This is a genomic window from Kribbella pratensis, from assembly GCF_004365355.1.
Classification (GTDB): Bacteria; Actinomycetota; Actinomycetes; order Propionibacteriales; family Kribbellaceae; genus Kribbella.
This window is the reverse complement of record NZ_SODP01000005.1, coordinates 414,205-437,673: the sequence shown is the minus strand read 5'-3', so window position 1 is coordinate 437,673 and position 23,469 is coordinate 414,205. Positions and strand designations below refer to the sequence as shown.

The 23,469-nt window shown below is 68.7% G+C and carries 23 protein-coding genes; 4 read left to right on the top strand and 19 right to left on the bottom strand.

Annotated features, from left to right (window positions below; translation table 11 throughout):
- Positions 1–9: 9 nt before the first annotated feature.
- Complete coding sequence (locus tag EV653_RS40195; protein ID WP_134111567.1) at positions 10–1,413, bottom strand: cytochrome ubiquinol oxidase subunit I; 1,404 nt, start codon at positions 1,411–1,413, stop codon at positions 10–12.
- Positions 1,414–1,495: 82 nt separating this feature from the next.
- Here EV653_RS40195 and EV653_RS40190 point away from each other — a divergent pair, with 82 nt between their 5' ends.
- Both EV653_RS40190 and EV653_RS40185 read left to right on the top strand, forming a co-directional pair.
- Positions 1,496–1,921, top strand: coding sequence for a BlaI/MecI/CopY family transcriptional regulator (locus EV653_RS40190; protein ID WP_370359521.1), 426 nt, complete (start codon positions 1,496–1,498; stop codon positions 1,919–1,921).
- Positions 1,918–2,823, top strand: a complete 906-nt coding sequence (locus EV653_RS40185) for a M56 family metallopeptidase (RefSeq protein ID WP_134111566.1) — start codon at positions 1,918–1,920, stop codon at positions 2,821–2,823. Before EV653_RS40190 ends, EV653_RS40185 begins: the two co-directional genes overlap by 4 nt.
- Here EV653_RS40185 and EV653_RS40180 read toward each other — a convergent pair.
- From EV653_RS40180 to EV653_RS40165, 4 genes are all read right to left on the bottom strand, one after another.
- Positions 2,816–3,385 (bottom strand): dihydrofolate reductase family protein, encoded by a 570-nt coding sequence (locus EV653_RS40180; protein ID WP_134111565.1) that lies wholly within the window; start codon positions 3,383–3,385, stop codon positions 2,816–2,818. The two genes, EV653_RS40185 and EV653_RS40180, sit on opposite strands and share 8 nt — an antisense overlap.
- A gap of 166 nt (positions 3,386–3,551) precedes the next feature.
- Positions 3,552–4,643 (bottom strand): threonine aldolase family protein, encoded by a 1,092-nt coding sequence (locus tag EV653_RS40175; protein WP_134111564.1) that lies wholly within the window; start codon positions 4,641–4,643, stop codon positions 3,552–3,554.
- 43 nt (positions 4,644–4,686) lie between these two features.
- Positions 4,687–5,382 carry an anti-sigma factor family protein gene (locus EV653_RS40170; protein ID WP_134111563.1) on the bottom strand — a complete coding sequence of 232 codons (696 nt, stop codon included), beginning with the start codon at positions 5,380–5,382 and terminating at the stop codon, positions 4,687–4,689.
- Complete coding sequence (locus EV653_RS40165; RefSeq protein WP_255511228.1) at positions 5,379–5,924, bottom strand: sigma-70 family RNA polymerase sigma factor; 546 nt, start codon at positions 5,922–5,924, stop codon at positions 5,379–5,381. The genes EV653_RS40170 and EV653_RS40165 overlap by 4 nt, the downstream gene beginning before the upstream one ends.
- Before the next feature lie 233 nt (positions 5,925–6,157).
- On the opposite strand from EV653_RS40165, the gene EV653_RS40160 reads away from it, so the two are divergent.
- On the top strand, positions 6,158–6,481 hold the full coding sequence (locus tag EV653_RS40160; protein WP_134111561.1) for a nuclear transport factor 2 family protein: 324 nt from the start codon (positions 6,158–6,160) through the stop codon (positions 6,479–6,481).
- Between the two features lie 19 nt (positions 6,482–6,500).
- On the opposite strand, the gene smc is transcribed toward EV653_RS40160, so the two are convergent.
- From smc to EV653_RS40110, 10 genes are all read right to left on the bottom strand, one after another.
- Positions 6,501–10,058: a chromosome segregation protein SMC gene (smc, locus tag EV653_RS40155; RefSeq protein WP_134111560.1), complete on the bottom strand. Its 3,558-nt coding sequence runs from the start codon at positions 10,056–10,058 to the stop codon at positions 6,501–6,503.
- A gap of 293 nt (positions 10,059–10,351) precedes the next feature.
- Entirely contained in the window at positions 10,352–10,552 is a 201-nt protein-coding gene (locus EV653_RS40150; RefSeq protein ID WP_130449173.1) for a hypothetical protein, read from the bottom strand.
- Positions 10,553–10,694: 142 nt separating this feature from the next.
- Positions 10,695–11,549: a bifunctional DNA-formamidopyrimidine glycosylase/DNA-(apurinic or apyrimidinic site) lyase gene (gene mutM / locus EV653_RS40145; RefSeq protein WP_134111559.1), complete on the bottom strand. Its 855-nt coding sequence runs from the start codon at positions 11,547–11,549 to the stop codon at positions 10,695–10,697.
- Complete coding sequence (gene rnc / locus EV653_RS40140; RefSeq protein WP_130449169.1) at positions 11,550–12,281, bottom strand: ribonuclease III; 732 nt, start codon at positions 12,279–12,281, stop codon at positions 11,550–11,552.
- Positions 12,282–12,295: 14 nt separating this feature from the next.
- A complete protein-coding gene (gene rpmF / locus EV653_RS40135) occupies positions 12,296–12,487 on the bottom strand; it encodes a 50S ribosomal protein L32 (protein WP_130387616.1) in 192 nt (63 codons plus the stop codon).
- Positions 12,488–12,549: 62 nt separating this feature from the next.
- On the bottom strand, positions 12,550–13,071 hold the full coding sequence (locus tag EV653_RS40130) for a YceD family protein (protein ID WP_238160765.1): 522 nt from the start codon (positions 13,069–13,071) through the stop codon (positions 12,550–12,552).
- Between the two features lie 129 nt (positions 13,072–13,200).
- The gene (gene coaD, locus EV653_RS40125) at positions 13,201–13,668 is read right to left on the bottom strand and encodes a pantetheine-phosphate adenylyltransferase (protein WP_134111557.1); all 468 of its coding nucleotides are present in this window, start codon (positions 13,666–13,668) and stop codon (positions 13,201–13,203) included.
- 12 nt (positions 13,669–13,680) lie between these two features.
- A complete protein-coding gene (rsmD, locus tag EV653_RS40120) occupies positions 13,681–14,241 on the bottom strand; it encodes a 16S rRNA (guanine(966)-N(2))-methyltransferase RsmD (RefSeq protein WP_134111556.1) in 561 nt (186 codons plus the stop codon).
- A complete protein-coding gene (gene recG / locus EV653_RS40115; RefSeq protein WP_134111555.1) occupies positions 14,238–16,487 on the bottom strand; it encodes an ATP-dependent DNA helicase RecG in 2,250 nt (749 codons plus the stop codon). Before recG ends, rsmD begins: the two co-directional genes overlap by 4 nt.
- A complete protein-coding gene (locus tag EV653_RS40110) occupies positions 16,484–18,106 on the bottom strand; it encodes a DAK2 domain-containing protein (protein WP_134111554.1) in 1,623 nt (540 codons plus the stop codon). Before EV653_RS40110 ends, recG begins: the two co-directional genes overlap by 4 nt.
- A 127-nt stretch (positions 18,107–18,233) precedes the next feature.
- Between EV653_RS40110 and EV653_RS40105 the strand changes: the two genes are divergently transcribed.
- Positions 18,234–19,238: an SAM-dependent methyltransferase gene (locus EV653_RS40105; RefSeq protein WP_238160764.1), complete on the top strand. Its 1,005-nt coding sequence runs from the start codon at positions 18,234–18,236 to the stop codon at positions 19,236–19,238.
- Positions 19,239–19,298: 60 nt separating this feature from the next.
- On the opposite strand, the gene rpmB is transcribed toward EV653_RS40105, so the two are convergent.
- From rpmB to EV653_RS40085, 4 genes are all read right to left on the bottom strand, one after another.
- A complete protein-coding gene (gene rpmB / locus EV653_RS40100; RefSeq protein ID WP_130449155.1) occupies positions 19,299–19,520 on the bottom strand; it encodes a 50S ribosomal protein L28 in 222 nt (73 codons plus the stop codon).
- A gap of 83 nt (positions 19,521–19,603) precedes the next feature.
- Positions 19,604–21,592 (bottom strand): aldo/keto reductase, encoded by a 1,989-nt coding sequence (locus tag EV653_RS40095; protein ID WP_134111553.1) that lies wholly within the window; start codon positions 21,590–21,592, stop codon positions 19,604–19,606.
- 30 nt (positions 21,593–21,622) lie between these two features.
- On the bottom strand, positions 21,623–22,450 hold the full coding sequence (locus EV653_RS40090; RefSeq protein ID WP_134111552.1) for a carbohydrate ABC transporter permease: 828 nt from the start codon (positions 22,448–22,450) through the stop codon (positions 21,623–21,625).
- Complete coding sequence (locus EV653_RS40085) at positions 22,440–23,468, bottom strand: carbohydrate ABC transporter permease (protein WP_134111551.1); 1,029 nt, start codon at positions 23,466–23,468, stop codon at positions 22,440–22,442. Before EV653_RS40085 ends, EV653_RS40090 begins: the two co-directional genes overlap by 11 nt.
- Between the last annotated feature and the right edge of the window lies 1 nt (position 23,469).

Below are 23,469 nucleotides of genomic sequence, written 5' to 3'. Positions count from 1 at the left end.
TTGAGCCCCTCAGTACGCGAACGACAGCGGCTTGTCGGGCTGATCCGGTGAAGCCTCCGGTGGATCGTCGGTCCCGGCCAGTCCGCCGCGGATCGTCCGCAGCATCAGCTTGGTCTCGACGACCGCGAGTGCGCCGTACAGCAGAGTGAATCCGGCCAGCGACGTGATCACCTCCCCGCTCGTCGTACCAGGTGACACACCCGATGCCGTGGGCAACAACCCGAAGACGAGCCAGGGCTGCCGGCCGGTCTCGGTGAAGACCCAGCCGAAGGTGTTCGCGATCAGCGGCAGCAGTGGCAAGGGCGCCGCCAGCCAGATCAACCACGGGGCGGGCGCCCGGCCGCGACGGGTCGTCCACAGCAGCCACAGCGCGACCGCCGCCGACGCCATCCCGACCCCGATCATCAGCCGGAAGGTCCAGTAGGTCAGCGGGATGTTCGGCTTGTAGGACCCTGGGCCGTACAACTGCTCGTACGCGTCCTGCAGCGAGTTGATGCCCTTGACCTGACCGTTGAAGTGCCCGGTGGCCAGGAACGACAGCAGGTACGGCAGCTTGATCGAGAAGATCTCCTTCGACCCGTCCAGCGTGCCGACGGTGAAGACCGAGAACGACGCCGGCTTCTCCGTCTGGTACAGCGCCTCGGCCGCGGCCATTTTCATCGGCTGTACTTCGGTCATCACCTTGCCCTGCAGGTCGCCGCTGATCGCAACGCCCACACTGGCCACCAGCACCACCGATGCCCCGATCTTCAGCGCCGACCGGAACACGTCCTTGTCCACCAGCGGCCGCCGGATCAGGTGCCACAGCGCGACACCCGCGACGAACGCGCCGCCGACCATGAACGCCGCGAAGATCGTGTGCGGGAACGTCACCAGCACGACCTTGTTGGTCAGCACCGCCCACAGATCCGTCATCTCGGCGCGACCACGAGCCGTGTTGTAACGGAACCCGACCGGGTTCTGCATCCACGAGTTGGCCGCGAGGATGAAGTACGCCGAGAGTTGCGTGCCGAGCACGACCATCCAGATGCAGCCGAGGTGAACGAGCTTCGGCAGGCGCTCCCACCCGAAGATCCACAGACCGATGAACGTCGACTCGAGGAAGAACGCGAGCAGACCCTCGAGCGCGAGCGGGGCGCCGAACACGTCGCCGACGAAGCGCGAGTAGTCGCTCCAGTTCATCCCGAACTGGAACTCCTGCACCAAGCCGGTGACCACGCCCATCGCGATGTTGATCAGGAACAGCTTCCCGTAGAACTTGGTCAGCCGCAGGTACTTCTCCTTGCCCGTCCGGTACCACGCCGTCTGCAGGCCGGCCGTGATCGCGGCCAGCGAGATCGTCACCGGCACGAAGAAGAAGTGGTACACGGTGGTGATCGCGAACTGCCACCTGGCCAGATCCAGCGTGTCCATCGGAAGGCCTCCCCAGCCATCTACGACGTTTCGTAGTAGATGTTAGCGCGGATCTACTACGACGTGTAGTTATACTGGTCACGTGGTGAGTGAGGAGATCGGGGCGGTGGCACGCGGACGGCATCAGGCGCAGCCACCACGCCCTCTGGGCGACCTGGAACGGCTGGTGATGGAGCAGCTGTGGGCTGCGCCGACGGCGTTGACCGTGCGCGAGGTGCACGAGCAGCTGGCCGGCACCCGGGAGCTCGCGTACACGACCGTGATGACCGTTCTGGACCGGCTGGCGAAGAAGAAGCTGACCGAGCGCGAACGCGACGGCAAGGCCTGGCGCTACCGTGCGGCCGCGCCCCGTGAGGAGCTGGCCGCCGACCTGATGCGCGACGCCCTCGACCGCGCCGGCGACCGTCGCGAGGCGCTGGTCCGCTTCGTCGGCCAGGTCTCCGACGAGGAAGCAGCTCTCCTGCGCGAGGCCCTGTCCCGGCTGGACAGCCAGGAGCAGACGGGGTGATCACCCCGGTCCTCCTGGCCGTCCTCGCGCTGGTCCTCACCGGCCCCGCACCGGCCGTGCTGGCTCGCTCCACCTGGCCCTACCGGGTCCCCCGCGCCGCCGTCATCCTCTGGCAGGCGATCGCGCTGGCCGCAGTACTGGCTGCGCTGGGTGCCGGCATAGCGCTCTCGTACTCGATCGCGGGCGAGCCCGGCCAGCCGAAGTTCGACCCGTCGTCGCCACGTGACCTCGTGGCCGCACTAATCCTCGCTATGACCGCATCGGTCGTCATCAGACTGCTCTGGGCGGTGGGGAAAGTCGCAGTCGGCACGAGGGCACGTCGCAAGCGGCACCGCGATCTGGTCGACGTACTCGCCACTCCGGACGGACTGATCCCCGGACTGCGAGTGCTGGCCGAGGAAACCCCGCTGGCGTACTGCCTGCCGGCGCTGCGGGGCGCACGGGTCGTTGTGTCGGTCGGTGCGCTGGACCGGCTGGACGACAGCGAGCTGAAGGCAGTGCTGGCGCACGAACAAGCACATCTGCGGGCACGTCACGACCTGGTGCTGGAGGAGTTCACCGCCCTGCACCACGCGTTCCCGCGCTGGGTCCGTAGCGACGTGGCGCTGGAGCAGGCCCGCACGCTGGTGGAGCTCCTGGCTGACGACGACGCGCGCCGCCGCAACGGCCCCCGCCCGCTGGCCCGCGCACTGGTCGCGCTGGCCGGCTCACCGGCGCCCGAGGCGGCACTGGCGGCGGCCAAGTCCGCAACGGTCCTCCGCGTCGAACGCCTGGCCGACCCGGCTCCTGACGAACGCGTCCTCGCCACACTGACGTATGTCAGCGCAGTCACGCTGCTGGTCATGCCCACGATCACCATCGCCGCCCCGATCGTGAAAGCGATCGTGGACGCGGTCAGCTAGTCGGCCGATAGCGCACCAGTACGCCGCCGTTGGCCCACGGGCGCGCCTCGATCAGCTCCAGCTCGACCGGTGGCTCGCCACTGGGGTACGCACTCTTGCCCGCACCCAGCAGGATGGGGCAGATGCGCAACTGGACCTCGTCCACCAGTCCGGCGCGCAGCAACGACTGGAACAGCGTGATGCTGCCCCACAGGATGATGTCCTTGCCGGTCTCCTCGGCCTTGAGCGCACGCACCGCATCGAGGTCGCGGACCACCAGACCCGGCTCGTAGGAGCCCCACGGCGCACTCTTCAGCCTGGTCGACACGACGACCAGGCGCAGCGCGTTCAGCTTCGGCGCGATCGGCTGGTCGGCGGAGGCGTCGGTCGGCCAGTAGCTCGCGAACAACCGGTACGTCTCGGCGCCGAGCAGCATCGTGTCGATGCTCTCCAGCAGCTGGAGATTGTCGTCGTCGGCAGCGCCGCCGTCGTCCGCGACGGAGTCGAAGAACTCCAGTCCGCCATCGGGTCCGGCGGCGTACCCGTCGAGTGTCACGTACTCCTGGAAGATGAGTCGCCTCATGCTCCGCGACCCTACAGCGACACTAGCCGAAGCGCTTGCCTTCTCCCCGCGCCACAGCGAGCAGCACCAGGCCCGACAGAACCAGCAGAACGACCATCGTCACAACGAATGTCAGCACTTCTCTCCCCGAATCCCCACACCCACTACCAACACTGGCCTGACGCTCTCAGCGAGTCAGAAGTTCCCCGAACGCCTTGGCGATTTCGTCGACCTGCCAGGTCAGCGAATGCGGCGTCACCACGACCTCGATCCACGACCACCCCGGTACGTCGGCCGACTGCCACGGCGGGCACAACGCCTCGCGGGTCCGCTCCATCCGCTCGACCGTCGTACGCTCGATCGCGTCCGCGGACCGAGGTGCGTAGAGGCGGAACGAGTTCGTGTGCGGCGGTTCCGGGAACACGCGGAAACCCTCGCTCTGCAAGGCCATTGCGACCTCGACCGCCCGCTGGTGCAGGTCGTCCATCAGCGGGAGCACAGTGCGCAGCCCGTCGCGCGCGGACACGGCGTACGGGAAGAGCGAGAAGAGGTTGCCGCCGAGCCGGCGCTGCCATCGGCGTACTTCGGCGATGACGTCCTCGGGACCGACCAGTGCGGCACCGCTGATGCCACCGAGCACCTTGTAGAACGACACGTAGACGGTCGAAGCCAGCGCAGCGATCTCGGCCAGGCTGTGTTCGAGGTACGGCGTGCTCTCCCACAGGCGGGCGCCGTCCAGGTGCAGCGGTACGCCGCGCTCGGCGCAGTACTCCGAGAAGACGACCAGCTCGTCCCACGTCGGCAGCACGTACCCGGCATCGCGCAGCGGCAGCTCCAACGTGACCGCGGCCAGCTTGCCTGGGATCGCGGCCAACTCGTCCGGACGAGGCTGGCGTGGCTCTGACGTCAGCCGCTCGATCCGCAGATGGTGCACCTCTTCCAGTGCGTTCAGCTCGTGCACCAGGAGGTGAGACAGCCCGTGTACTGCGACCCGGCTGGTCCCCGCGCGGTCGGCGTACACGCGGAGCACACTCTGCTGCGCCATGATGCCGGTCGGCAGGAACACCGCTGCCGGCTTGCCCAGCAGCTCGGCGACCTCCTGCTCCAGCGCCGCGACCTCGCCACCGTTGCCGTACATGTCGACGAGGTCGTCCGTGGCGACTTCCGCGAGCCGCTGAAGCCGATCCGGCGCCGGCACTCGCCGGTTGCCGAGCCAGCGCTCGCAGTCGTCCGCCGCGTTCTTCCGGCGCTCCCGCAGGTCCTCGGAGGTAGTAGCCACGGCTCTATCCTCTCGTCTCCCGCAACTACTTTCAGATCGTTGCTCAGATGGTTGCTGAGACGACGTGCTTTCCCTGCAGGGTCCTGATCTCGACCGAGTGCACCTTGTCGAGCGGAACCAGCACACCGCCGCCGAACGTGCTGCCGTTCTTGGCTGCCTTCTCCGACACCACCCAGCTACCTGCGGTCCAGGTCTTGCCGGAGCTGTCAGTGACGAGGAGCAGGCACTGATCTCCGGCCTTCAGGCCCTTGACCTGCACCTGCACCCAACTCCAACCGGTCCGCGGCTCCACGGTGGTGGCCATGGTGGCGCCGGTGGCCGTATCGGTCGTCTTGACTTCCCTGTAGCCGGCTGCGGGCTCGGTGGTGGCCTCCGGTGCAGTCGATCGACCGAGTGCAACCCCACCGCCGAGCGCACCCGCGACCGCAACGAGTGCGGCGGCCACCATGAGCCAACGGGAGCTGCGGCGCTTGGCCGGAACCTGTACGGCAGGCTCCGGCGACGACTCGCGGACGGCCCGCAGCGTGCGCTGCAGCAACAGGTCGCCACCTTCCGGTGGCCCGTCGAGGAACGCCTCTGGCGGGACCTCACCGAGAAAGTCCTTCATCTCCTCGAGCTCGGCCAGCTCAGCGCGGCACTCCGCGCACGTGGCCAGGTGCTCGTCCACCTCTGCCACCTCACCGGGCTCTAGTGCGCCCAACGCGTAGGCGCCGAGTTGCGTGCGGTCATGCTCAGTCATCGGGACACCTCCCCGTCTCCAGTCAACGCAGCTGGTCCAGCCATCACCGCGCGCAGAGCTCGGAGGGCGTAGTACGAACGTGATTTCACGGTACCGGGTGGGACACCCAGTTCCTTTGCAGCCTCTGCCACGGACCGCCCGCGGTAGTAGAGCTGCACAAGTACTTCACGGTGTTCGGGCGACACCTTGTCCAGCGCGTCCATCACGACCATGGTGTTCACCACGGCCTCGGAGTGGTCGCCCTGGACCGGCGGCTGGTCCACCACGTCCGCCACCTCGGCCGGACGCACCGCCCGGGCCCGCGCACGGTCGGTGACGATGTTCCGCGCCACCGTCAGCAGCCAGCCCCGCACCGACCCGCTGCCGGTGCTCAGGTCCCCGGCGTGCTTCCAGGCCCGGACCAATGTCTCCTGTACGACGTCCTCGGCCGCGGCCCGGTCTCCCGTCAGACGGGTCGCATAGGCCAACAGGCTGCGCCCGTGTTCGGCGTACAGCGTGCGAATCAGCGTCTCGGCATCCTGCGGCCCTGGGGTGTCACCCACCGACCGCACGATACCGGGCTCCGCAGGCGCCCACACCAGCGCGGCACAGGTCGACTCAGTGACCGCCATGACCGGAGCCGGACAGCTGGGGCGTGATCTCATTGCCGTCCGCCCCGACCACTCCGGCCACGCTCCTCAGTCGCTTCATCAACCCTCCTCGGTCGAGCGTCCGTCACCCCGTCATACGTACGGATTCACGGACCGGTTCAACCGGGACGGCTATCGTCGCCGTCATGAGTCAGGACATCCCAGCCGCGGTCCAGCGCGCGCTCACCGCGATCGACGAACAGGACAACGACGCGTTCGTGGCAGCGTTCGCCCCGGACGGCTACGTGAACGACTGGGGGCGGGAGTTCCGCGGCCCCGACCGGATCCGCTCCTGGAGCGAGAACGAGCTGATCGGCAAGCAGGCCACGTTCACCGACACCCAGGTCACCGTCGCCGGCAACCCGTTGACGATCCTGACCCAGGTCGGCGGGAAGGGCTTCAACGGCCCCTCCCACTTCACCTTCGCCGTCGAGGACGACCGGCTCGCCTCGATGACGATCACGGCCTAGACGGCCCAGACGGACCGGCTCAGACGGGTTCGGGTTCGCGGATCCGCTGGGAGATGACCGAGGAGACGCCGTCGCCGCGCATGGTCACGCCGTACAGGGCGTCGGCGACCTCCATGGTGCGCTTCTGGTGGGTGATGACCAGCAGCTGGCTGTTCTCGCGGAGTTCTTCGTAGATCTCCAGGAGGCGGCCGAGGTTGGTGTCGTCCAGCGCGGCTTCGACCTCGTCGAGGATGTAGAACGGCGACGGGCGGGCCTTGAACAGCGCGACCAGGAACGCCACGGCGACCAGCGAGCGTTCACCGCCAGACAGCAGTGACAGCCGCTTGACCTTCTTGCCGGGCGGGCGGGCCTCGACGTCGATCCCGGTGCCGAGCATGTCGTCGGGGTCGGTCAGGACCAAGCGGCCCTCACCGCCCGGGAACAGCCGGCTGAACACGTGCTCGAACGCGATCTCGACATCGCGGTACGCCTCGGTGAAGACCTGCTCGACCCGCTCGTCGACCTCCTTGACGATGTCCATCAGGTCGCGCCGGGACTTCTTCAGGTCGTCGAGCTGCTCGGACAGGAAGCGGTGCCGCTCCTCCATCGCCTCGAACTCCTCGAGCGCGAGCGGATTGATCTTGCCGAGCTGGTTCAGCGCGCGCTCGGCCTGCTTCAGCCGCTTCTCGACCTTGGTCCGGTCGAACGGCTCGCCCTCCAGCTCCAGCGTCTCGTCGTCACCGTCCTTGGGCTGTGTGGGCACTGGCGGCACCAGCTGGTCCGGGCCGTACTCCGCGACCAGCGCGTCGACCTCGATACCGAGCTCGCCCAGCGCCTTCTCGTACAGCTGCTCGAGCCGCATCTTCTGCTCGGCCCGGGCCAGCGCGTCGCGGTGCACCGTGTTCGTGAGCTGCTCCAGCTCGGAGCTCAAGTTCCGCGTCGCGGATCGCGCCTGTGAGAGCGCCTGCTCCCGGTCGGCCCGCTGCGCCTGGATCGCCGACCGCTCGGCCGCCGCCTGCTGGAGCGAGGACTCCAGCCGCGCCAGCACATGACCGGCGGCCAGGTGTACGGCCTGAGCCGCATCCGCCTGCCGGGCCCGCCGGGCCGCCCGGGCAACCGCCCTGGCCCGCGCCTCGCGCTCCTGACGGGCAGCGCGCTCGAGCGAGTCGGCCCGACCGGACAGCGCCCGGGCCCGCTCCTCGGTGGTCCGCAGCGCCAGCCGCGCCTCCATCTCGGCCGCACGCCCCGCCTTGGCCGCCTCGGCCAGCCGGTCGCGCTCCGACGTGTCCGGCTCGTCCCCGTCGTCGTCGAACGCCTCGGCGTCCATCAGCCGCTCTTCGAGCTCGGCCAGACCGGACAGGTTCTTGTCGCGCTCCTCCTCCGCCGCAGCGATCGCCTCGCGCATCCGCTGCGCCTCACCGCGGGACGCCTTCGCCAGCGACCCGAAGTGCGCCAGCTGCTCCGCCACCGCGGCCATCGCCGCGTCGGACTCGTGCAGCCGGGCCAGAGTGATCTCGACGGACTCCTTCTGCCGGGCCCGCTCGTCCTCCAGGCCCTGCAGCTCGAAGCGCAGCCGCTCGCTCCGCGCCGTCGCCTCTACCAGCTTCTCGGCCGCCTCGTCGACTGCGGACTGCACCTCGATCAAGCTCGGGGCCGCGTCCGATCCGCCGTACGCGAAGTGCGCACCCAGCACATCGCCGGCGCGCGTCGTACACGTGACGTCGGGCAGATTCCGCACCAGGGACTTCGCCGCCGGTACGTCGTCCACCACGGCGACCTTGCGCAGCAGCCGCCGCAGAGCGGGCCGCAGCGTCTCCGGGCAGTCCACGACATCGACGGCGTACGACGCGCCGTACGGCAGCACGGGCCACATCGAGTAGTCGTCGGCGGGCGCGTCCCCGAGCAGCATCCCGGCCCGGCCGAGGTCGTGCTCCTTCAGATGCCCGACCGCCTGCAGCGCGGCGTCGGCGTGCGTGACCGCGACCGCATCGGCGGCCTCGCCCAGCGCGGCCGCGATGGCCGTCTCGTACCCGGCGCGCACGCTCAGCAGCGCCGCGACCGAGCCCATCAGGCCGTTGACCTGCTCAGAGGCGGCCAGCAGAGCGCCGGCGCCGTCCTTCCGGTTCAGACCGAGCTCGAGCGCTTCCTTACGTGCCGCCAGACCGGTGCGCTCGCGCTCGGCGTCACGCTCCTCGGCCCTCAGCTTCGCCAGCCGCTCGTCCATCTCGTCGAGCACCGCCTGAGCGGCCTCGAACTGGTCGTCGAGCCCCTTCTCGCCCGCGTCGAGCCCCGCGACCTGAGTCTCCAGCGCGGTGAAGTCGTGCTGCGCCTTGGCGGCGCGGACCTCGGCCTCGTGCATGTTGCTGGCGAGCCGGCCGATCTCGGACTCGGCGGCGGCCGCGCGGCTCTTCAGCGCGTTCACCTGGCCGGTCAGCCGGGCCAGACCCTCGCGGCGGTCGGCGGCGGCCCGGATCAGTGCGGAGATCCGGCGCTCCTCCTCGGCCTCCTGCGCCTCCAGCTGCTGCCGGCGCTCGACGGATTCGGCGAGCAGCTCGGAGTGCGCCTCGACCTCGGCCTCGATCTGCGCCTCGGTCTCCCGGACCCGCGCAGCCTCCAGCTCGAGCTCCTCCGGGTCCCGGCCCGAGCGGGGCCCGTCGTCGGCCTCGTCGTTCAGCGAGCGGATCCGGTCCGCCGCGATCCGCGCCGTGCCCTTGATCTTCTCCCCGAAGCCCGACAGCTGGTACCAGGTGTCCTGGGCGGCCTGGAGTGCCGGCGCGTCCTCGCGGAGCGCGTCCTCGAGCTCGGCCTCCAGCTCGCGGGCCTCCCGCAGCTTCGCCTCGGTCTCGGACCGGCGCTGGGTCAGCGCGGCCTCGTCCCGCAGCTCGGCCTCGAGCGCGGACTGGGCCTGGACGATGTCGTCGGCCAGCAGCCGGGCGCGGCCGTCGCGGACCTCCGCCTGGATCGTCACCGCCCGGCGCGCCACCTCCGCCTGGCGCCCGAGCGGCTTCAACTGGCGGCGGATCTCGGCGATCAGGTCCCCGAGCCGGTGCAGGTTGCCCTCCGTGGCCTCCAGCTTCCGGATCGCCTTTTCCTTGCGTTTGCGGTGCTTCAGGACGCCGGCCGCCTCCTCGACGAACCCGCGGCGGCCTTCCGGCGTGGCGCGCAGGATCGAGTCGAGCTGGCCCTGGCCGACGATGACGTGCATCTCGCGCCCGATACCGGAGTCGCTGAGCAGTTCCTGGACGTCGAGCAGGCGGCAGTTCTGGCCGTTGATCTGGTAGTCGGACCCGCCGTTGCGGAACATCGTCCGGCTGATCGTCACCTCGGCGTACTCGATCGGCAGCGCGCCGTCGGTGTTGTCGATGGTGAGCACCACCTCGGCGCGGCCCAGCGGGGCGCGGCCGGAGGTGCCGGCGAAGATGACGTCCTCCATCTTGCCGCCGCGCAGCGACTTCGCGCCCTGCTCACCCATCACCCAGGCCAGTGCGTCGACGACGTTGGACTTGCCGGAGCCGTTCGGTCCGACGATGCAGGTGATGCCTGGTTCGAAGTTCATCGTCGTCGCGGACGCGAACGACTTGAAGCCCCGGAGCGTCATGCTCTTCAGGTACAAGGCGAAGCTCTCCAACCCGTGAAAGGACAGACGATACCTAAGGAACCGTCGTAACTGCTCGTGCCGCTACCCGGGGGAAGTAGTTCCGCTGCGCAGTCTACAAACAGATGCGCGTGAACTGGTGGAGGCCGACCGGCAAGACCGCGGACGGCTGTCAGGGCAACAGTTGCTGAACATACAGTGCTTGTACACACAGGCGGCGGAGGCCCGGACGGGGGCCACCGCCGTGGTTGTGCGGACGGTCGAGATGCAATTCTCTGTTGTCGCGGCTAGGGTCCTCAGACCGAAGCGGGGGCGCGCAAAGCCTCGTCGACGGTCAGCAGGCGACCCTCGTGAATCTGTGCGACGAGGTGGTCGTTCTCTGCCTGCAGACGCATCACATGCGCCTCCAGGTCGGCGACACGCCGGTTGAGCAGACGAACCTGCTCGAGCATGCGCGGGTCAGTGCCTCCAAGATGCCCTAGAAGAGCCTTGGCCATTGTGCTGTCCTCCGGAAGGGTTCTGGCCGGGTGCGCTCCAGGTCCTGGTCATGAAGGAGCGCTAAAATGTGTGCCGTCTTTCAGGGTGACACCGGCGGGGCCGACGGGTCAACCTGGGCCACGTTTATTAACGATACCTCGCTCACCAGCGAACATGCCGGGGAACGGGCTGACATTTCGGGCACCGGTAGGACGAACGGTTCATGAACGGCTCGCGACGAATCGGCCGGCCGTCCCGCGGGCACGGCGATCCCTCCTGCCCGTAGACGTTCAGGCCGCGCTCGAAGTATCCGGATTCCCCGTTGACGTTGACGTACAGCGCGTCAAAGCTGGTGCCACCAACGGTCAGCGCCTCGGCCATCACCTCATGGGCTGCGCGCAGAATCCCCTTGATTTGCAGGGGTTTCAGCGTTTCCGTCGCCCGGGCGTAGTGCAGCTTGGCCCGCCACAACGCTTCGTCGGCGTAGATGTTGCCGATCCCGCTGACCACGGTCTGATCCAGCAACGCCCGCTTCAGCCCGGTCCGGCGGCGCCGGATCTTGGCAGTCACCGCGTCCGGGTCGAACAGGGGATCGAACGGGTCCCGGCCGATGTGGGCGATCTCGGCGGGCAACTCGGCGCCACCCTCGGAGTACGACAGACCACCGAACATCCGCTGGTCCACAAAACGGACCTCTCCGAGATCGTCCGCAAAGCGGAACCGGACCCGGAGATGCGGCTCGTCGGGCGCGCCGACCGGCTGGACCCGGAACTGGCCGCTCATCCCGAGATGGGTCAGAACGGCGTCCCCGGACACCAGCGGGAGCCACAGGTACTTGCCGCGGCGGGCCGGCTCGGCGAAGACCTGGCCCTTGAGCCGGGCCACGAAATCGTCCGGCCCGGCGGCATGACGCCGTACCGGGCGGGGGTGCAGCACCTCGACCGCGTCGATGGTGCGGCCGGTGGTGAACTCCGCCAGACCCCGGCGTACGACCTCTACCTCGGGAAGCTCGGGCACCTACGGCTGCTGCGAGGGGTCCGTGCTGTCGGGATGCGCGGCGCGCAGAGCCTTCCAGGCGGTCTCGGCGGCCTGCTGCTCGGCTTCCTTCTTGCTCCGGCCGATGCCGTGACCGTACGTGTCGGAGCCGATCCGGACCCGGGCCTCGAACGTCTTCGCGTGGTCCGGTCCGGACTCCGCGATCACGTACTCCGGGACGCCGACGCTGAGCTGGGCGACCAGCTCCTGCAGCGACGTCTTCCAGTCCAGGCCGGCGCCGAGCCGCGCCGACGACTCCATCAGGTCGTCGAACAGCCGGTGCACCACCAGGCCCGCGGTCTCGAACCCGCGGTCCAGGTAGACGGCGCCGATCAGCGCCTCGACGCAGTCGGCGAGGATCGACGACTTGTCCCGGCCGCCGGTGGCTTCCTCCCCGCGGCCGAGCCGCAGGTACTTGCCGAGCTTGAGCTCGCGGGCGACACCCGCGAGCGCACGCATGTTGACCACCGCGGCCCGTAGTTTGGCCAGCCGGCCCTCGGACAGGTCCGGGTGGTTCCGGAACAGCGACTCCGTGACGATGACGCCGAGCACGGAGTCCCCGAGGAACTCCAGCCGCTCGTTCGTCGGCAACCCGCCGTTCTCGTACGCGAACGAGCGGTGGGTGAAGGCGTGCTCCAGCAATTCGTCAGCCAGCGATACGCCGAGCCGTTCGTTCAGCTCGGCGTAGAGCCCCGTTTCGTTGGCAGAGTTCACTGGGTTGGTGCCGTTTAGCTCTCGACGACCTGGCGACGCTCGCCCTTGGCGCCGTACTGGCCGCAGTTGGGGCAAACGGTGTGCTGCAGGTGCTTCGCGCGGCAGGCGGGGTTCACGCAGGTCACCAGCGACGGGGCAGTGGTCTTCCACTGGGCCCGGCGGCTACGGGTGTTGCTGCGCGACATCTTCCGCTTCGGAACGGCCACGGTTATGACTCCTCGGTTCGGCCGGGGGCTGGTGGACCCGGCCGGCTAGCTGACGTTGGTGTTCAGTTGTGCTGCGGTGGTTCGTCGGTCTGGAGCAGACCGCCGAGGGCGGCCCAGCGCGGGTCGACACCGTCCTCGTGCTTGTGGCCGGGCTCGTCCGCCAGGCGTGCCCCGCACTCGGGGCACAGACCCGGACAGTCGTCCGTACACAGCGGCTGGAACGGTAGTGCGAGCACCACCTGGTCCCTCAGCACCGGCTCGAGGTCGATCAGATCGCCCTCCATCCGGCTGGCCTCGTCCGGCTCGGCTTCGCTCTCCGGGTAGACGTACAGCTCCTGGACGTCAGCGAGGAACTCGTCCTCGATATCGACCAGGCACCGCGCGCACTCCCCGACCAGACGGCCGCTGGCCGTACCGGTGACGAGCACCCCTTCGACCACCGATTCCAGCCGTAGATCGAACTGGATCGGATCGCCTTCGGGGACGCCGATCACGTCGATTCCGAGATCTGCCGGCGCCGGCGCCGTGAAAGTGACTTCGCGTTGGGACCCGGCGCGGCGTGTCAGCTCGTGCGTGTCGATCACGAGTGGGGACCGCGGGTCCAAGACGCTCAGAGCAAACCTTTCAGGCGTGGGCAGGCAAGAACTCGGTCTCGTCGAGACCGGTGCTCTACATTACCAACTCCCCGGCCGCAGGCCCAATTCGGGGTGAGCCTAGAACTTGCCCAGTAACCGGGAGTGAACAGCCGGGGTCACGAACGTGCTCACGTCGCCGCCGAGCCGGGCGATCTCCTTCACCCAACTGGAGGAGATGAAAGCGTTCTCCGGGGCGGTCGGGAAGAACAGCGTGTCGACCCCGGTCATCCGCCGGTTCAGCTGTGCCATCTGCAGCTCGTAGTCGTAGTCGGCGGCCGAGCGCAGGCCCTTCACGATCACACCGGCGCCTTCGGCCCGGCAGTAGTCGACCAGTAGCCCGTCGAAGGTGCCGACGCGGACGTTCGGGAACGGGGCGATCAGCTCGGTGAGCATCTCGATCCGCTCCTGGGGCCCGAACAGCCGGTTCTTCGACTGGTTCACCCCGGTCGCGACGATCAGCTCGTCGAAGGCGGCGGCCGCCCGGGTGACGATGTCGAGATGCCCGACCGTCGGCGGGTCGAAGGTACCAGGAAACAGTGCTTTCATTTTCGGCCAGCCTTAGCCATGGCGGTGACCGTACCAAAGGCGGGCCTCGCCGTACTTGCGGTCTCGCAGCGCGGCGAACCCGCCCGGCCACTCCCACGGCTCCCGCTTGCCCCGCTCGACGACCACGATCGCGTCGTCCGCGAGCCACCCACGCGTCGCGAGGTCGGTCAGCACGTCCTGCAACTCGGTGGTCTCCAGCTTGTACGGCGGGTCGGCGAACACCAGGTCGAACTGGGCTGGAACCTCACCCGCGGTGATCTTTTCCACCGGGCGTGTCACGAGTTTCACACCGGGCAGCCCGACGACCTTGATGTTGGCCGCGATCACGTCGGCGGCCCGCCGGTCCGACTCGACCAGCATCACGTTCGCGGCGCCACGCGACAGCGCTTCGAGCCCGATCGCGCCGGATCCGGCGTACAGATCCAGCACGGCCAGCCCGTCGAAGCTGCCGAACTCCGACTCGAGCGACGAGAACAGCGCCTCCCGCACCCGGTCCGCGGTCGGCCTGGTCCCGCTCCCGGGCGGCACGGCGATCCGCCGCCCACCCGCCGCTCCCCCGACGATCCGGCTCATGTCTTCTCCAGGTACTCGGTGGTCTCGGATTCCAGGGCGGCCCGGACGACGCCCCGCAGTACCGGATGGTCGGTGAGCTCGGCGTCGATCGAGACGATCGCGTTCGCGACGTGGCGGGCGGCGAGGATGATGTCCTCGTCCCGCAGCACGCTGAGCAGCTTCAGGCTGGTCCGCCGCCCGGACTGCGCCACGCCCAGCACGTCGCCTTCACGTCGCGTCTCCAGGTCGATCCTGGACAGCTCGAAGCCGTCGGTCGTCGACGCGACCGCATCGAGTCGCCCGTACGAACGCGATCCCGGCCACAGGTCCGTGACGAGCAGGCACAGCCCAGGCACCGTGCCCCGGCCGACGCGGCCGCGGAGCTGGTGCAGCTGCGAGATGCCGAACCGGTCGGCGTCCATGATCACCATCGTCGAGGCGTTCGGCACGTCGACGCCGACCTCGATCACGGTCGTCGCGATCACTACGTCGATATCGCCGGCCGCGAACCGCGACATCACGGCGTCCTTCTCGTCCGCGGGCAGCCGCCCGTGCAGGATCTCGACGCGCAGGTCGTGCAGGATCTCGCCCAGCGCCTCGGCCACCTGCATGACGGAGATCGGCGGCCGCGCCTGCTGCTTCTTGCCGCCGGCCTCTTCTTCCTCGCCGGCCGCGAACTCGCCTTCCTCGTCGCCCGCGTTCTTGACCTCGTCCCCGATCCGCGGGCACACGACGTACACCTGGTGGCCCTTGCCGACCTCCTCGCGCACCCGGGTCCAGGCGCGCTGCAGCCAGTCGGGCTTCTCCTTGGCGGGGACGACCGAGGACTGGATCGGCGACCGCCCGGCCGGCAGCTGGGTCAGCGTCGAGACCGCGAGGTCGCCGAAGACCGTCATCGCCACGGTCCGCGGGATCGGCGTCGCCGTCATCACCAGCACGTGCGGGGTGTTGTCGCCGGACTTCGCACTCAGCGCGGCCCGTTGCTCGACGCCGAACCGGTGCTGCTCGTCGACCACGACCAGGCCGAGATCCGCGAACTGGACCTTGTCCTCGAGCAACGCGTGCGTCCCGACCACGATCCCGGCCGCGCCGCTGGCGGCATCGAGCATCGCCGTACGGCGGTTCGCAGCGTTCAGCGAGCCGGTCAGCAGACCGATCTTGGTGGCATGCTCCGCGCCGCCGAGCATGCCCTGCTCCGCCAGGTCGCCGAGCATCTTCGTCAGCGTCTTGTGGTGCTGGACGGCCAGCACTTCGGTCGGGGCGAGCAGCGCCGCCTGACCGCCGTTGTCGACCACGGAGAGCATCGCCCGCAGCGCGACCACGGTCTTACCGGAGCCGACCTCGCCCTGCAGCAGCCGGTGCATCGGGTGCGGACGGGCCAGGTCGGCGAAGATCTCCTCCCCCACCTCGGCCTGTCCCTCGGTCAGCTCGAACGGCAACCGCTGGTCGAACTCGTCGAGCAGACCGCCCTCGACGCGTGGCCGCGGTACGGCGTTCAGCGCGTCCGTCACCGCCCGCCGCTGGGCGAGGATCGTTTGCATCACCAACGCTTCCTCGAACCGGAACCGCTGCTGGGCGTCGGCGATGTCCTTCTCGGTGTCCGGAAGATGCACTTTCTGCAGGGCTTCGCGCAGGCCGAGCAGCTTCTCGTTGCGCAGGACCAGGTCCGGAATCGGGTCGTCGAGCCGCTCGTCCAGGCTGTCCAGCACGATCTTCACCGACCGCTCGATCGTTGCGGTGGGCAACTTCGCGGTCGCCGGGTAGAGCGGGCGGAACGGGCGGGCCCGGCGCTCGATCTCGGCCTCGGTCAGGTCCTCCTCGTCGAGGATCTCGGTGCCCGGATTCTTCAGCTGCATGGTGGTGCGGAACATCGACACCTCGCCCCAGAACAGGGCGGAGGTGCCGGGCGTCAGCTTGGTCAGCAGCCAGGGCTGGTTGAAGAACGCGGCTTCCAGGTCGTTGCGGCCGTCGGTGACGACGACCTTGGTGATCGTCCGCCGTTTGCGGAACTTGTGGACCTCGTCCGGCCGGATCTCGATCTTGCTGTCCAGCGCGCGGGCGGTGACCTTCTTGACCCGCCCGTTGACGGTGGCCTGGTCGCCGACCTCGAGCTCGTCGAACGGGGTCAGCTCGCCCTTCTTCAGGTACCGCCGCGGGTAATGGCGCAGCAGCTCGCCGACGGTCTCGATCTCGAGCACCTCGGCGAACGTCTTGGCCGTCTTCGCCCCGAGGAAGTCGCGGAGCTTGCGGTCAGTGTCAGTCCTCATTCCACCCCGATCAGCAACGGGTACCTGTCCTGCCCTCCGTCGTACACCACGACGTCGACATCTTTGCGGTGCCGGCGCACGTGCCGCTCCACCGCCTCGGCCAGCGCCGGGTCGGCGTCTCGGCCGGTGACGATCGTCAGTAGCTCGCCGCCGCCGCCGAGCAGCCGGTCGACGACACCGACCGCGGCCGTCTCCAGATCCTCGGTGATCAGCGCGAAGTCTCCGTCGACCACGCCGAGCGCATCGCCGATCCTGCACCGGCCGGCCATCGTCCAGGCGTCCTTGATCGCGATGGTCACCGCGCCGTGGCGGGTCTGCCCTGCGGCTGCCGACAGGTGTACGACGTCGTCGTCGAAGCTGCGCTGCGGGTCGTGGACCGCGATCGCGGCCAGGCCCTGGACCTGCGCGCGGGTCGGGATCACCGCGACCCGGATGCCGTCCTGGCGGGCGGCGGTGGCGGCGGCCTCGGCGACCGCGATCGAGTCCTGGTCGTTGGGCAGGATCACGATCTCGGGCGCCTGGGACTGCTCGATCGCCTGCAGCAGTTCGCCGGTCGAGCATCGCCTGCCTGGGGCGCCGCGGATGACCCGGGCGCCCGCCTCGGCGTACAGCTCGGCCAGTCCGTCTCCGGCGACGACGGCGATCACGGCGCGGCCCGGGGCGGGCTCGTGGTGGTGGTTCTGGTCGGCGAAGTGGGTGACCCGGATGCGGTGCGGGCGGCCGATGTCGATGCCGTGCTCGATCGCGGCGCCGACGTTGTCGGTGTGGACGTGCACGTTCCAGAGCCCGTCGCCGCCGACCACGACGACCGAGTCGCCGAGCACGGCCAGGCTCTGCCGGAAGTCGCCGACCTTGTCGTCGGGCGCGTCGAGCAGATACATCACCTCGTACGCCGGCCCGTCCTGGCTCTCGGCGCTCTCGCCCTGCGGTTCGACCCTTGCCGGTACGTCGACGCGCACCTGCCGGCCCGTCAGCACCGACTCCATCGCGCCGAGGATCACCACCAGACCGGCTCCCCCGGCGTCGACGACGCCTGCGCGCCGGAGTACATCCAGCTGCTCGGTCGTCTTCGTCAGCGCCTGCCGGGCGGACGCGACGGCTGCGAGGCAGACGTCGGCGAGGGCCTTGCCGTCGTTGGCTGCGGTCATCGCGCCGGTGGCGGCGGCTCGTGCGACGGTGAGCATCGTGCCTTCGACGGGTTGCGCGACCGCGCCGTACGCGGCGTCGGCGGCGTACGTGAGCGCGTCGGCGAAGGCGGCGGCCTCGCTCATCCGGGGGTCCGCGAGTACGCCGTCGGTGCCTTCACCACGGTCGCGCGGGAGGTTCTCGTTGAGGCGGTTCCCGCAGGCGCGGATCAGCTGGGAGGTGATCACGCCGGAGTTGCCGCGGGCGCCGAGCAGGGCGCCGCGGCCGAAGGCCTGGATCGCCTCGGTGAAGGTCAGCTCGCCCCTGGGCAGGGCGTCGCAGGCGGCTTCCCAGGTCAGGTAGAGGTTGGTGCCGGTGTCGCCGTCCGGCACCGGGTACACGTTCAGCTCGTCGATCTCGGTCCGGGCCCGCGCTAGCTCCGCCAGCGCCGTCCGGGCCCAGGCCCGCAGCACCTCGACCGTCAATTCCTCCACGCCCGGAAGGCTAACGCGTACGGAACGACAGGTGGTGGTGCCCGTCCGGGCAGGTACGGCGCGCTCGCCACGCGTGCACCGGCGTATACGTAGTCGACTACGGCCTGTCGTTAGGTACGGTTCCGGGGTGAGCGGCGTCCGGAGTGTGTTGTTCTCGTTCGCGTCCGACAGTTATCGGTATGCGGTTCGGGAGATTCGGGAGGCGTTCCCGGGTGAGCACCGGTTCGAGCGGCTCGGGGCCGAGGTGGCCCGGCTGGCGGATACCGCGGTGCCGGTCGAGGAGTTCGCGGCGGCGTGTGACGAAGGCCGCATCATGTTCGTCCGGCACCTGACCCGCGAGATCGCCGGCTACCCGTTGGACGACCTGCCTACCGAGCCCGAGCTCGCGACGACGTTGCTCGAGGAGATCACGGCCAAGTCGGTCGCGGTGCAGACCTGGGTCGACGGCACCGGGAGCTCGTACCACCATCTGATCGTCGACGCGTTGGCCGCCCGCGGGGTGACGAGCACCCGGTCCGGGCAGGAAATCGTCGTCTCCGGCGTCGCGGTCGGCAAGCAGCTGCTGATCGGCGTGAACCGGCTGGCGGACAGCTTGTCGGACTGGCCGGGTGGACGGATGCGGCTGGCTCGCGGCGACGAGCGGGTGTCGCGGTCGGAGTTCAAGCTCGAGGAGGCGATCGCGACCTTCGGGCTGGACCTGCCTGCCGGCGGGAAGGCGCTCGATCTGGGCGCCTCGCCGGGAGGCTGGACGCGGATCCTGCGGCAGCACGGGCAGGAGGTGTGGTCGGTGGATCCTGGTTCGCTGGACCCGCGGTTGCGCGGCGATCGGCGGATCCATCACGAGGCGACGACCGCGGGCCGCTTCTTCACGTCGAACCGGGTCCGCTTCGACGTGGTGGTCAACGACATGCGGATGGACCAGCTGATGAGCGCCCGGATGACGCTGGATGCGGCGGCTCAGCTACGCCGCGGCGGGCTGGCGATCGTCACGTTGAAGGGTGGCGGCAAGAACCCGCTCGACGGCGCCCGGCGCGGCATCGACGTCCTCCGCGAGCGGTACGACGTACTGCATGCTCGTCAGCTTCACCACAACCGCAACGAGATCACCGTCGTTGCGCGCAAACACGAATAGGCGCCCGGGAGGTGTCCCGGGCGCCTTTCGAAAGGCCCTACACGGAGTAAAAGCTGGGGATCAGCCGACGACGCGCTGGACCTTGCCGGCCTTGATGCAGGACGTGCAGACCTTCAGCTTGGTCGGGGTGCCCTTGATGAGCGCCCGGACCGGCTGGATGTTGGGGTTGAACCGCCGGGGCGTGCGAGCCTTGACCCGGCGGATCATCGCGCCCTTACCCAAGCGGGCAACGCTGTTGCCGAACGTCGGCTGCTTGCCGCAGACATCGCACTTCTTAGACATGATTCTCCGTGTTCAGGGTCGTGACACCGACAGACCATGTTACATGGGTGTCAGCGAGCCACCAATTCGGCTCCGACTCGGTTTCAGGACGTGAGGTAGGCCACTTCGTCCTCGGTCAACGACACCGAAAGTCCCGGTGTCGAGGTGCGGGTTTCGCTGATGTGACGCGGCCCGATCAGCGGAAATACAGGATACGGCTGGTGCAGCAGCCACGCCAAAGCGATGGCGGTCGGCTCGACTCCCTTGGCCTTCGCCAGCTCCCGCGCGCGGTCCAGCCGGCGGAAGTTCTCGTCGGAGTAGAAGCAGCGGACGAGCTCCTGGTCCGAGGTGTCCTCGGGCTTCGCCCGTCCGGTGAAGAACCCGCGGGCCTGGCTCGACCACGGGAACAGCGCGACCTGCCGTTCCCGCAGCCAGGCCTGCGATGCGTCGTCGGACACATGCCGGCAGCCGGCCCACGGTACGTCGTACGCGCGGGCGAGGCTGAGGTGGTTGCTGAGCAGCGTGAACGGCTGCTTGCTGTTCGCCTCGGCGTACGCGTTGGCCTCGTCGAAGCGGGCGGTGGACCAGTTCGATCCGCCGAACGCCTTGATCCGGCCGGCCTTGAAGTGCTCGTCGAGGACGTCGACGAACTCCGAGACCGGGATCTCCTCGTTGTCGCGGTGCATCAGGTAGAGGTCGACGTGGTCGGTCTGCAGCCGTTCGAGGCTCTCCTGCAGCTGGCGGGTGATCGACTCGGGGTCGCAGTGCGGCGTGTGCGCACCCTTGCCGATGACAACGACCTCGTCGCGGTTGCCGCGGGACTTCATCCACTGCCCGAGCAGCTTCTCGCCGCGTCCACCGCCGTAGATGTAGGCCGTGTCGAACGTAGTACCGCCGCGCTCGACGAAGTCGTCGAAGATCACCGCGGCGTGCGGCAGCGTCTGCTGGTTGTCGACGCCCATGACGAGCCGGGACACCTGCTTGTCGAGGCCCGGGACCTTCCCGTAGGTCATCGGGGCGTCGTCGCGCCGGGTGAGCGGACGGCCGGTCGCGGTCGGGATCGTTGCGTCGTCCCGCTCGCTCGCGTACTGCTGCCCGATCGCCGCCCGCCACTGGTCCTGGACGGTGAGATTGCCGAGCGTGTCGGCCCAGCTCATCTCCGGCGCCTCCTTCGCGCCGGCCTGGATCGCCGCCTGCACCGCCTCGGCCTCGGCCGCGTAGATGAGGGCGGGCTCCGCGGAGATGTCCCGCGGCTCCTCCCCCACCTTGTGCAGGGTGACGTGGGTCGGCTTGCCGTCGCCGCCGAACCACGGGTCTTCGACGACGAGGTACCCCTCGCTGCCGTAGATCCGGACCTGGTTCTGGTCGGACAGCCGTACGCCGGTGCTGACCTGCGCGGTGATGCCGCCGTCGAAGAACAGCGTCGCGACCGTCCATTCGTCGGCGCCGGTCTCGCCGACGTGCCCGACCGCGCTGACCGCGGCCGGGTCGGCGAACGGCTGTCCGGCCGCGATCCCGGCGATGAGCCGCGAGTACGAGACCGGGTAGCCGCCGACGTCGAGGATGCCGCCGCCGGCCAGCTCGTCGGCGAAGATCCGCGACTCCGGCCGGAACCCGGCGGCGAACGCGAAGGTCGCCTGGATCTGGTGGACCGTGCCGATCTCGCCGTCGCGGACGAGCTGGGCGACCAGTTTGGTCTGCGGCAGGCACCGGTACATGTACGCCTCCATCAGGAAGACGTCGTTGCGTACCGCGGCCTCGATCATCGCCTCGGACCAGGCCCGGTTGATCGCGAGCGGCTTCTCGCACAGCACGTGCTTGCCGGCCTCGGCGGTCTTGATCGCCCACTCGACGTGCATCGGGTGCGGGGTGGCGATGTAGACGGCGTCGACGGTGTCGTCGGCGAGCAGGTCGTCGTACGAACCGTGCCGGTGGGCGATGTCCCACTTGTCGGCGAAGGCGTTCGCCGAGTCGAGGGACCGGCTGCCGACGGCGACGACCTCGTTGGTCTTCGACGTCGGCACCTGGCTGGCGAACCGGGAAGCGATGTTGCCGGTGCCGATGATGCCCCAGCGGAGCGTTTGGTCAGTCAAAGGGAGTCCCGTGTCTGGTGTGTGGTTGGGTCAGAATTTCATGGCGCCTGCCGCCAGATCGGCGATGAACGAGCGCGCGCCGATCAGGAAGACGCCGATCAGGGGGACGACGCTCATCAGGGCGCCGGCCATCACCATCGAGTAGTCGGTGCCGTAGATGCCGTTGAGCTGGTCGAGGGCGACCTGCAGGGTGAGGCGGTTGGGGTCCGTCATCACGATCAGCGGCCAGAGGTAATCGTTCCAGACGTTGATGAACGTGAAGATGCCGAGGAAGGCGAGCCCGGGCCGCAGGACCGGCAGGCCGACGGTGAGGTACTGCCGGAAGAACCCGGCGCCGTCGACCTTGGCGGCGGAGATGAGTTCGTCGGGGATCGCGCCCTTGGCGTACTGACGCATCCAGAAGATCCCGAACGCGTTCGCGGCGCCGGGGATGATGAGTGCTTTCAGCGAGCCGATCCAGCCGAACTCGGCGAGCGTGACGAACTGCGGCACCAGCGACAGCTGGGCCGGGATCATGAACGTCGCGAGCAGGATCGAGAACAGGACGTTCCGGCCGGGGAACTCGTACTTCGCGAAGGCGAACGCGGCGAGCGAGTCGAAGAACAGCACCAGCACGGTGACGCCGAGCGAGGCGATCAGCGTGAGCAGCATCGAGCCGAAGAAGTCGATGTTGTCGAGCACCTTGCCCATGTTCTCGAACAGGTGGGATCCGATCCACAGCTTCGGCGGGTAGGTGAAGATGTCCGGGGTGGTGTTGGAGGCCATCACCACCATCCAGTAGAACGGGAACAGCGAGACCAGGACGCCGAGCATCAGCACGACGTGGCCGACGGCGGTGCGTAGGCGCTCAATGGACATCTGCGGCCTCCCTCTTGGCATTCTGGGCTGCGATCTTGCGTTCCACCCGCCGAGCGGCGCGTCGGGTCAGGCGTTCGTCGTCGTTGCCGCCGATCAGCCGCCAGTTGATGATGCTGAACAGCACGATCAGGATGAACAGAGCCCAGCCGATCGCGGCGCCGTACCCGAACTGGTTCTTGATGAACGCCGACTGGTACAGGTACGAGACGATGGTCAGGCCGGCGTCGCCGGGGCCGCCGATGCTGCTGGTGTCACCGAACAGCACGCGGGACTCGGTGAAGATCTGGAGTCCGCCGATGGTCGAGGTGACCGCGGTGAACAGGATGACCGGCCGCATCATCGGCACGGTGATCCGCCAGAAGGTCTGCCGTGGACTCGCACCGTCCACCTTCGCGGCCTCGTACACATCGGCCGAGATCGCCTGGAGTCCGGCGAGGTAGATGATCGCGTTGTAGCCGACCCATCGCCAGGTGACGATCGTCGCGATGGCGATCTTGATGCCCCACGGCGAGGTCAGCCAGGCGACCTGGCCGACTCCGATCGACTGCAGGAATGCGTTCAGCAGGCCGAAGTTGTTGCTGAAGATCGAGCCGAACACGAGGGTGATCGCGACGACCGAGGTGACGTTGGGGATGAAGTACGCGATCCGGTAGAAGGTGCGGAGCCGGGTCGCGTTGTGCAGCGCGTTGGCGATCACCAGCGCGAGCAGCAGCATCGGCACGGTGGACAGCACCCAGATGATCAGCGTGTTGCCGATCGTCTTCCAGAACGTCGCATCGGTGAGCAGGTAGTGGTACTGCTCCAGCCCGACCCACTTCATCTGGCCGATGCCGTCCCAGGAGTGGAACGAGATCCAGATCGAGAACAGCACCGGGAACGCGCCGAAGACCGCGAACAGGATGAAGAACGGCGAGACGGCGAGGTACTGCGGCAGTGCCTGCCGGTACTTGTTCGGCGGCTTCTCGCTTGCGTGGCTCGCTGCCGTGACCGCTGTGACCGGTTTGGTGGTGACAGCCATG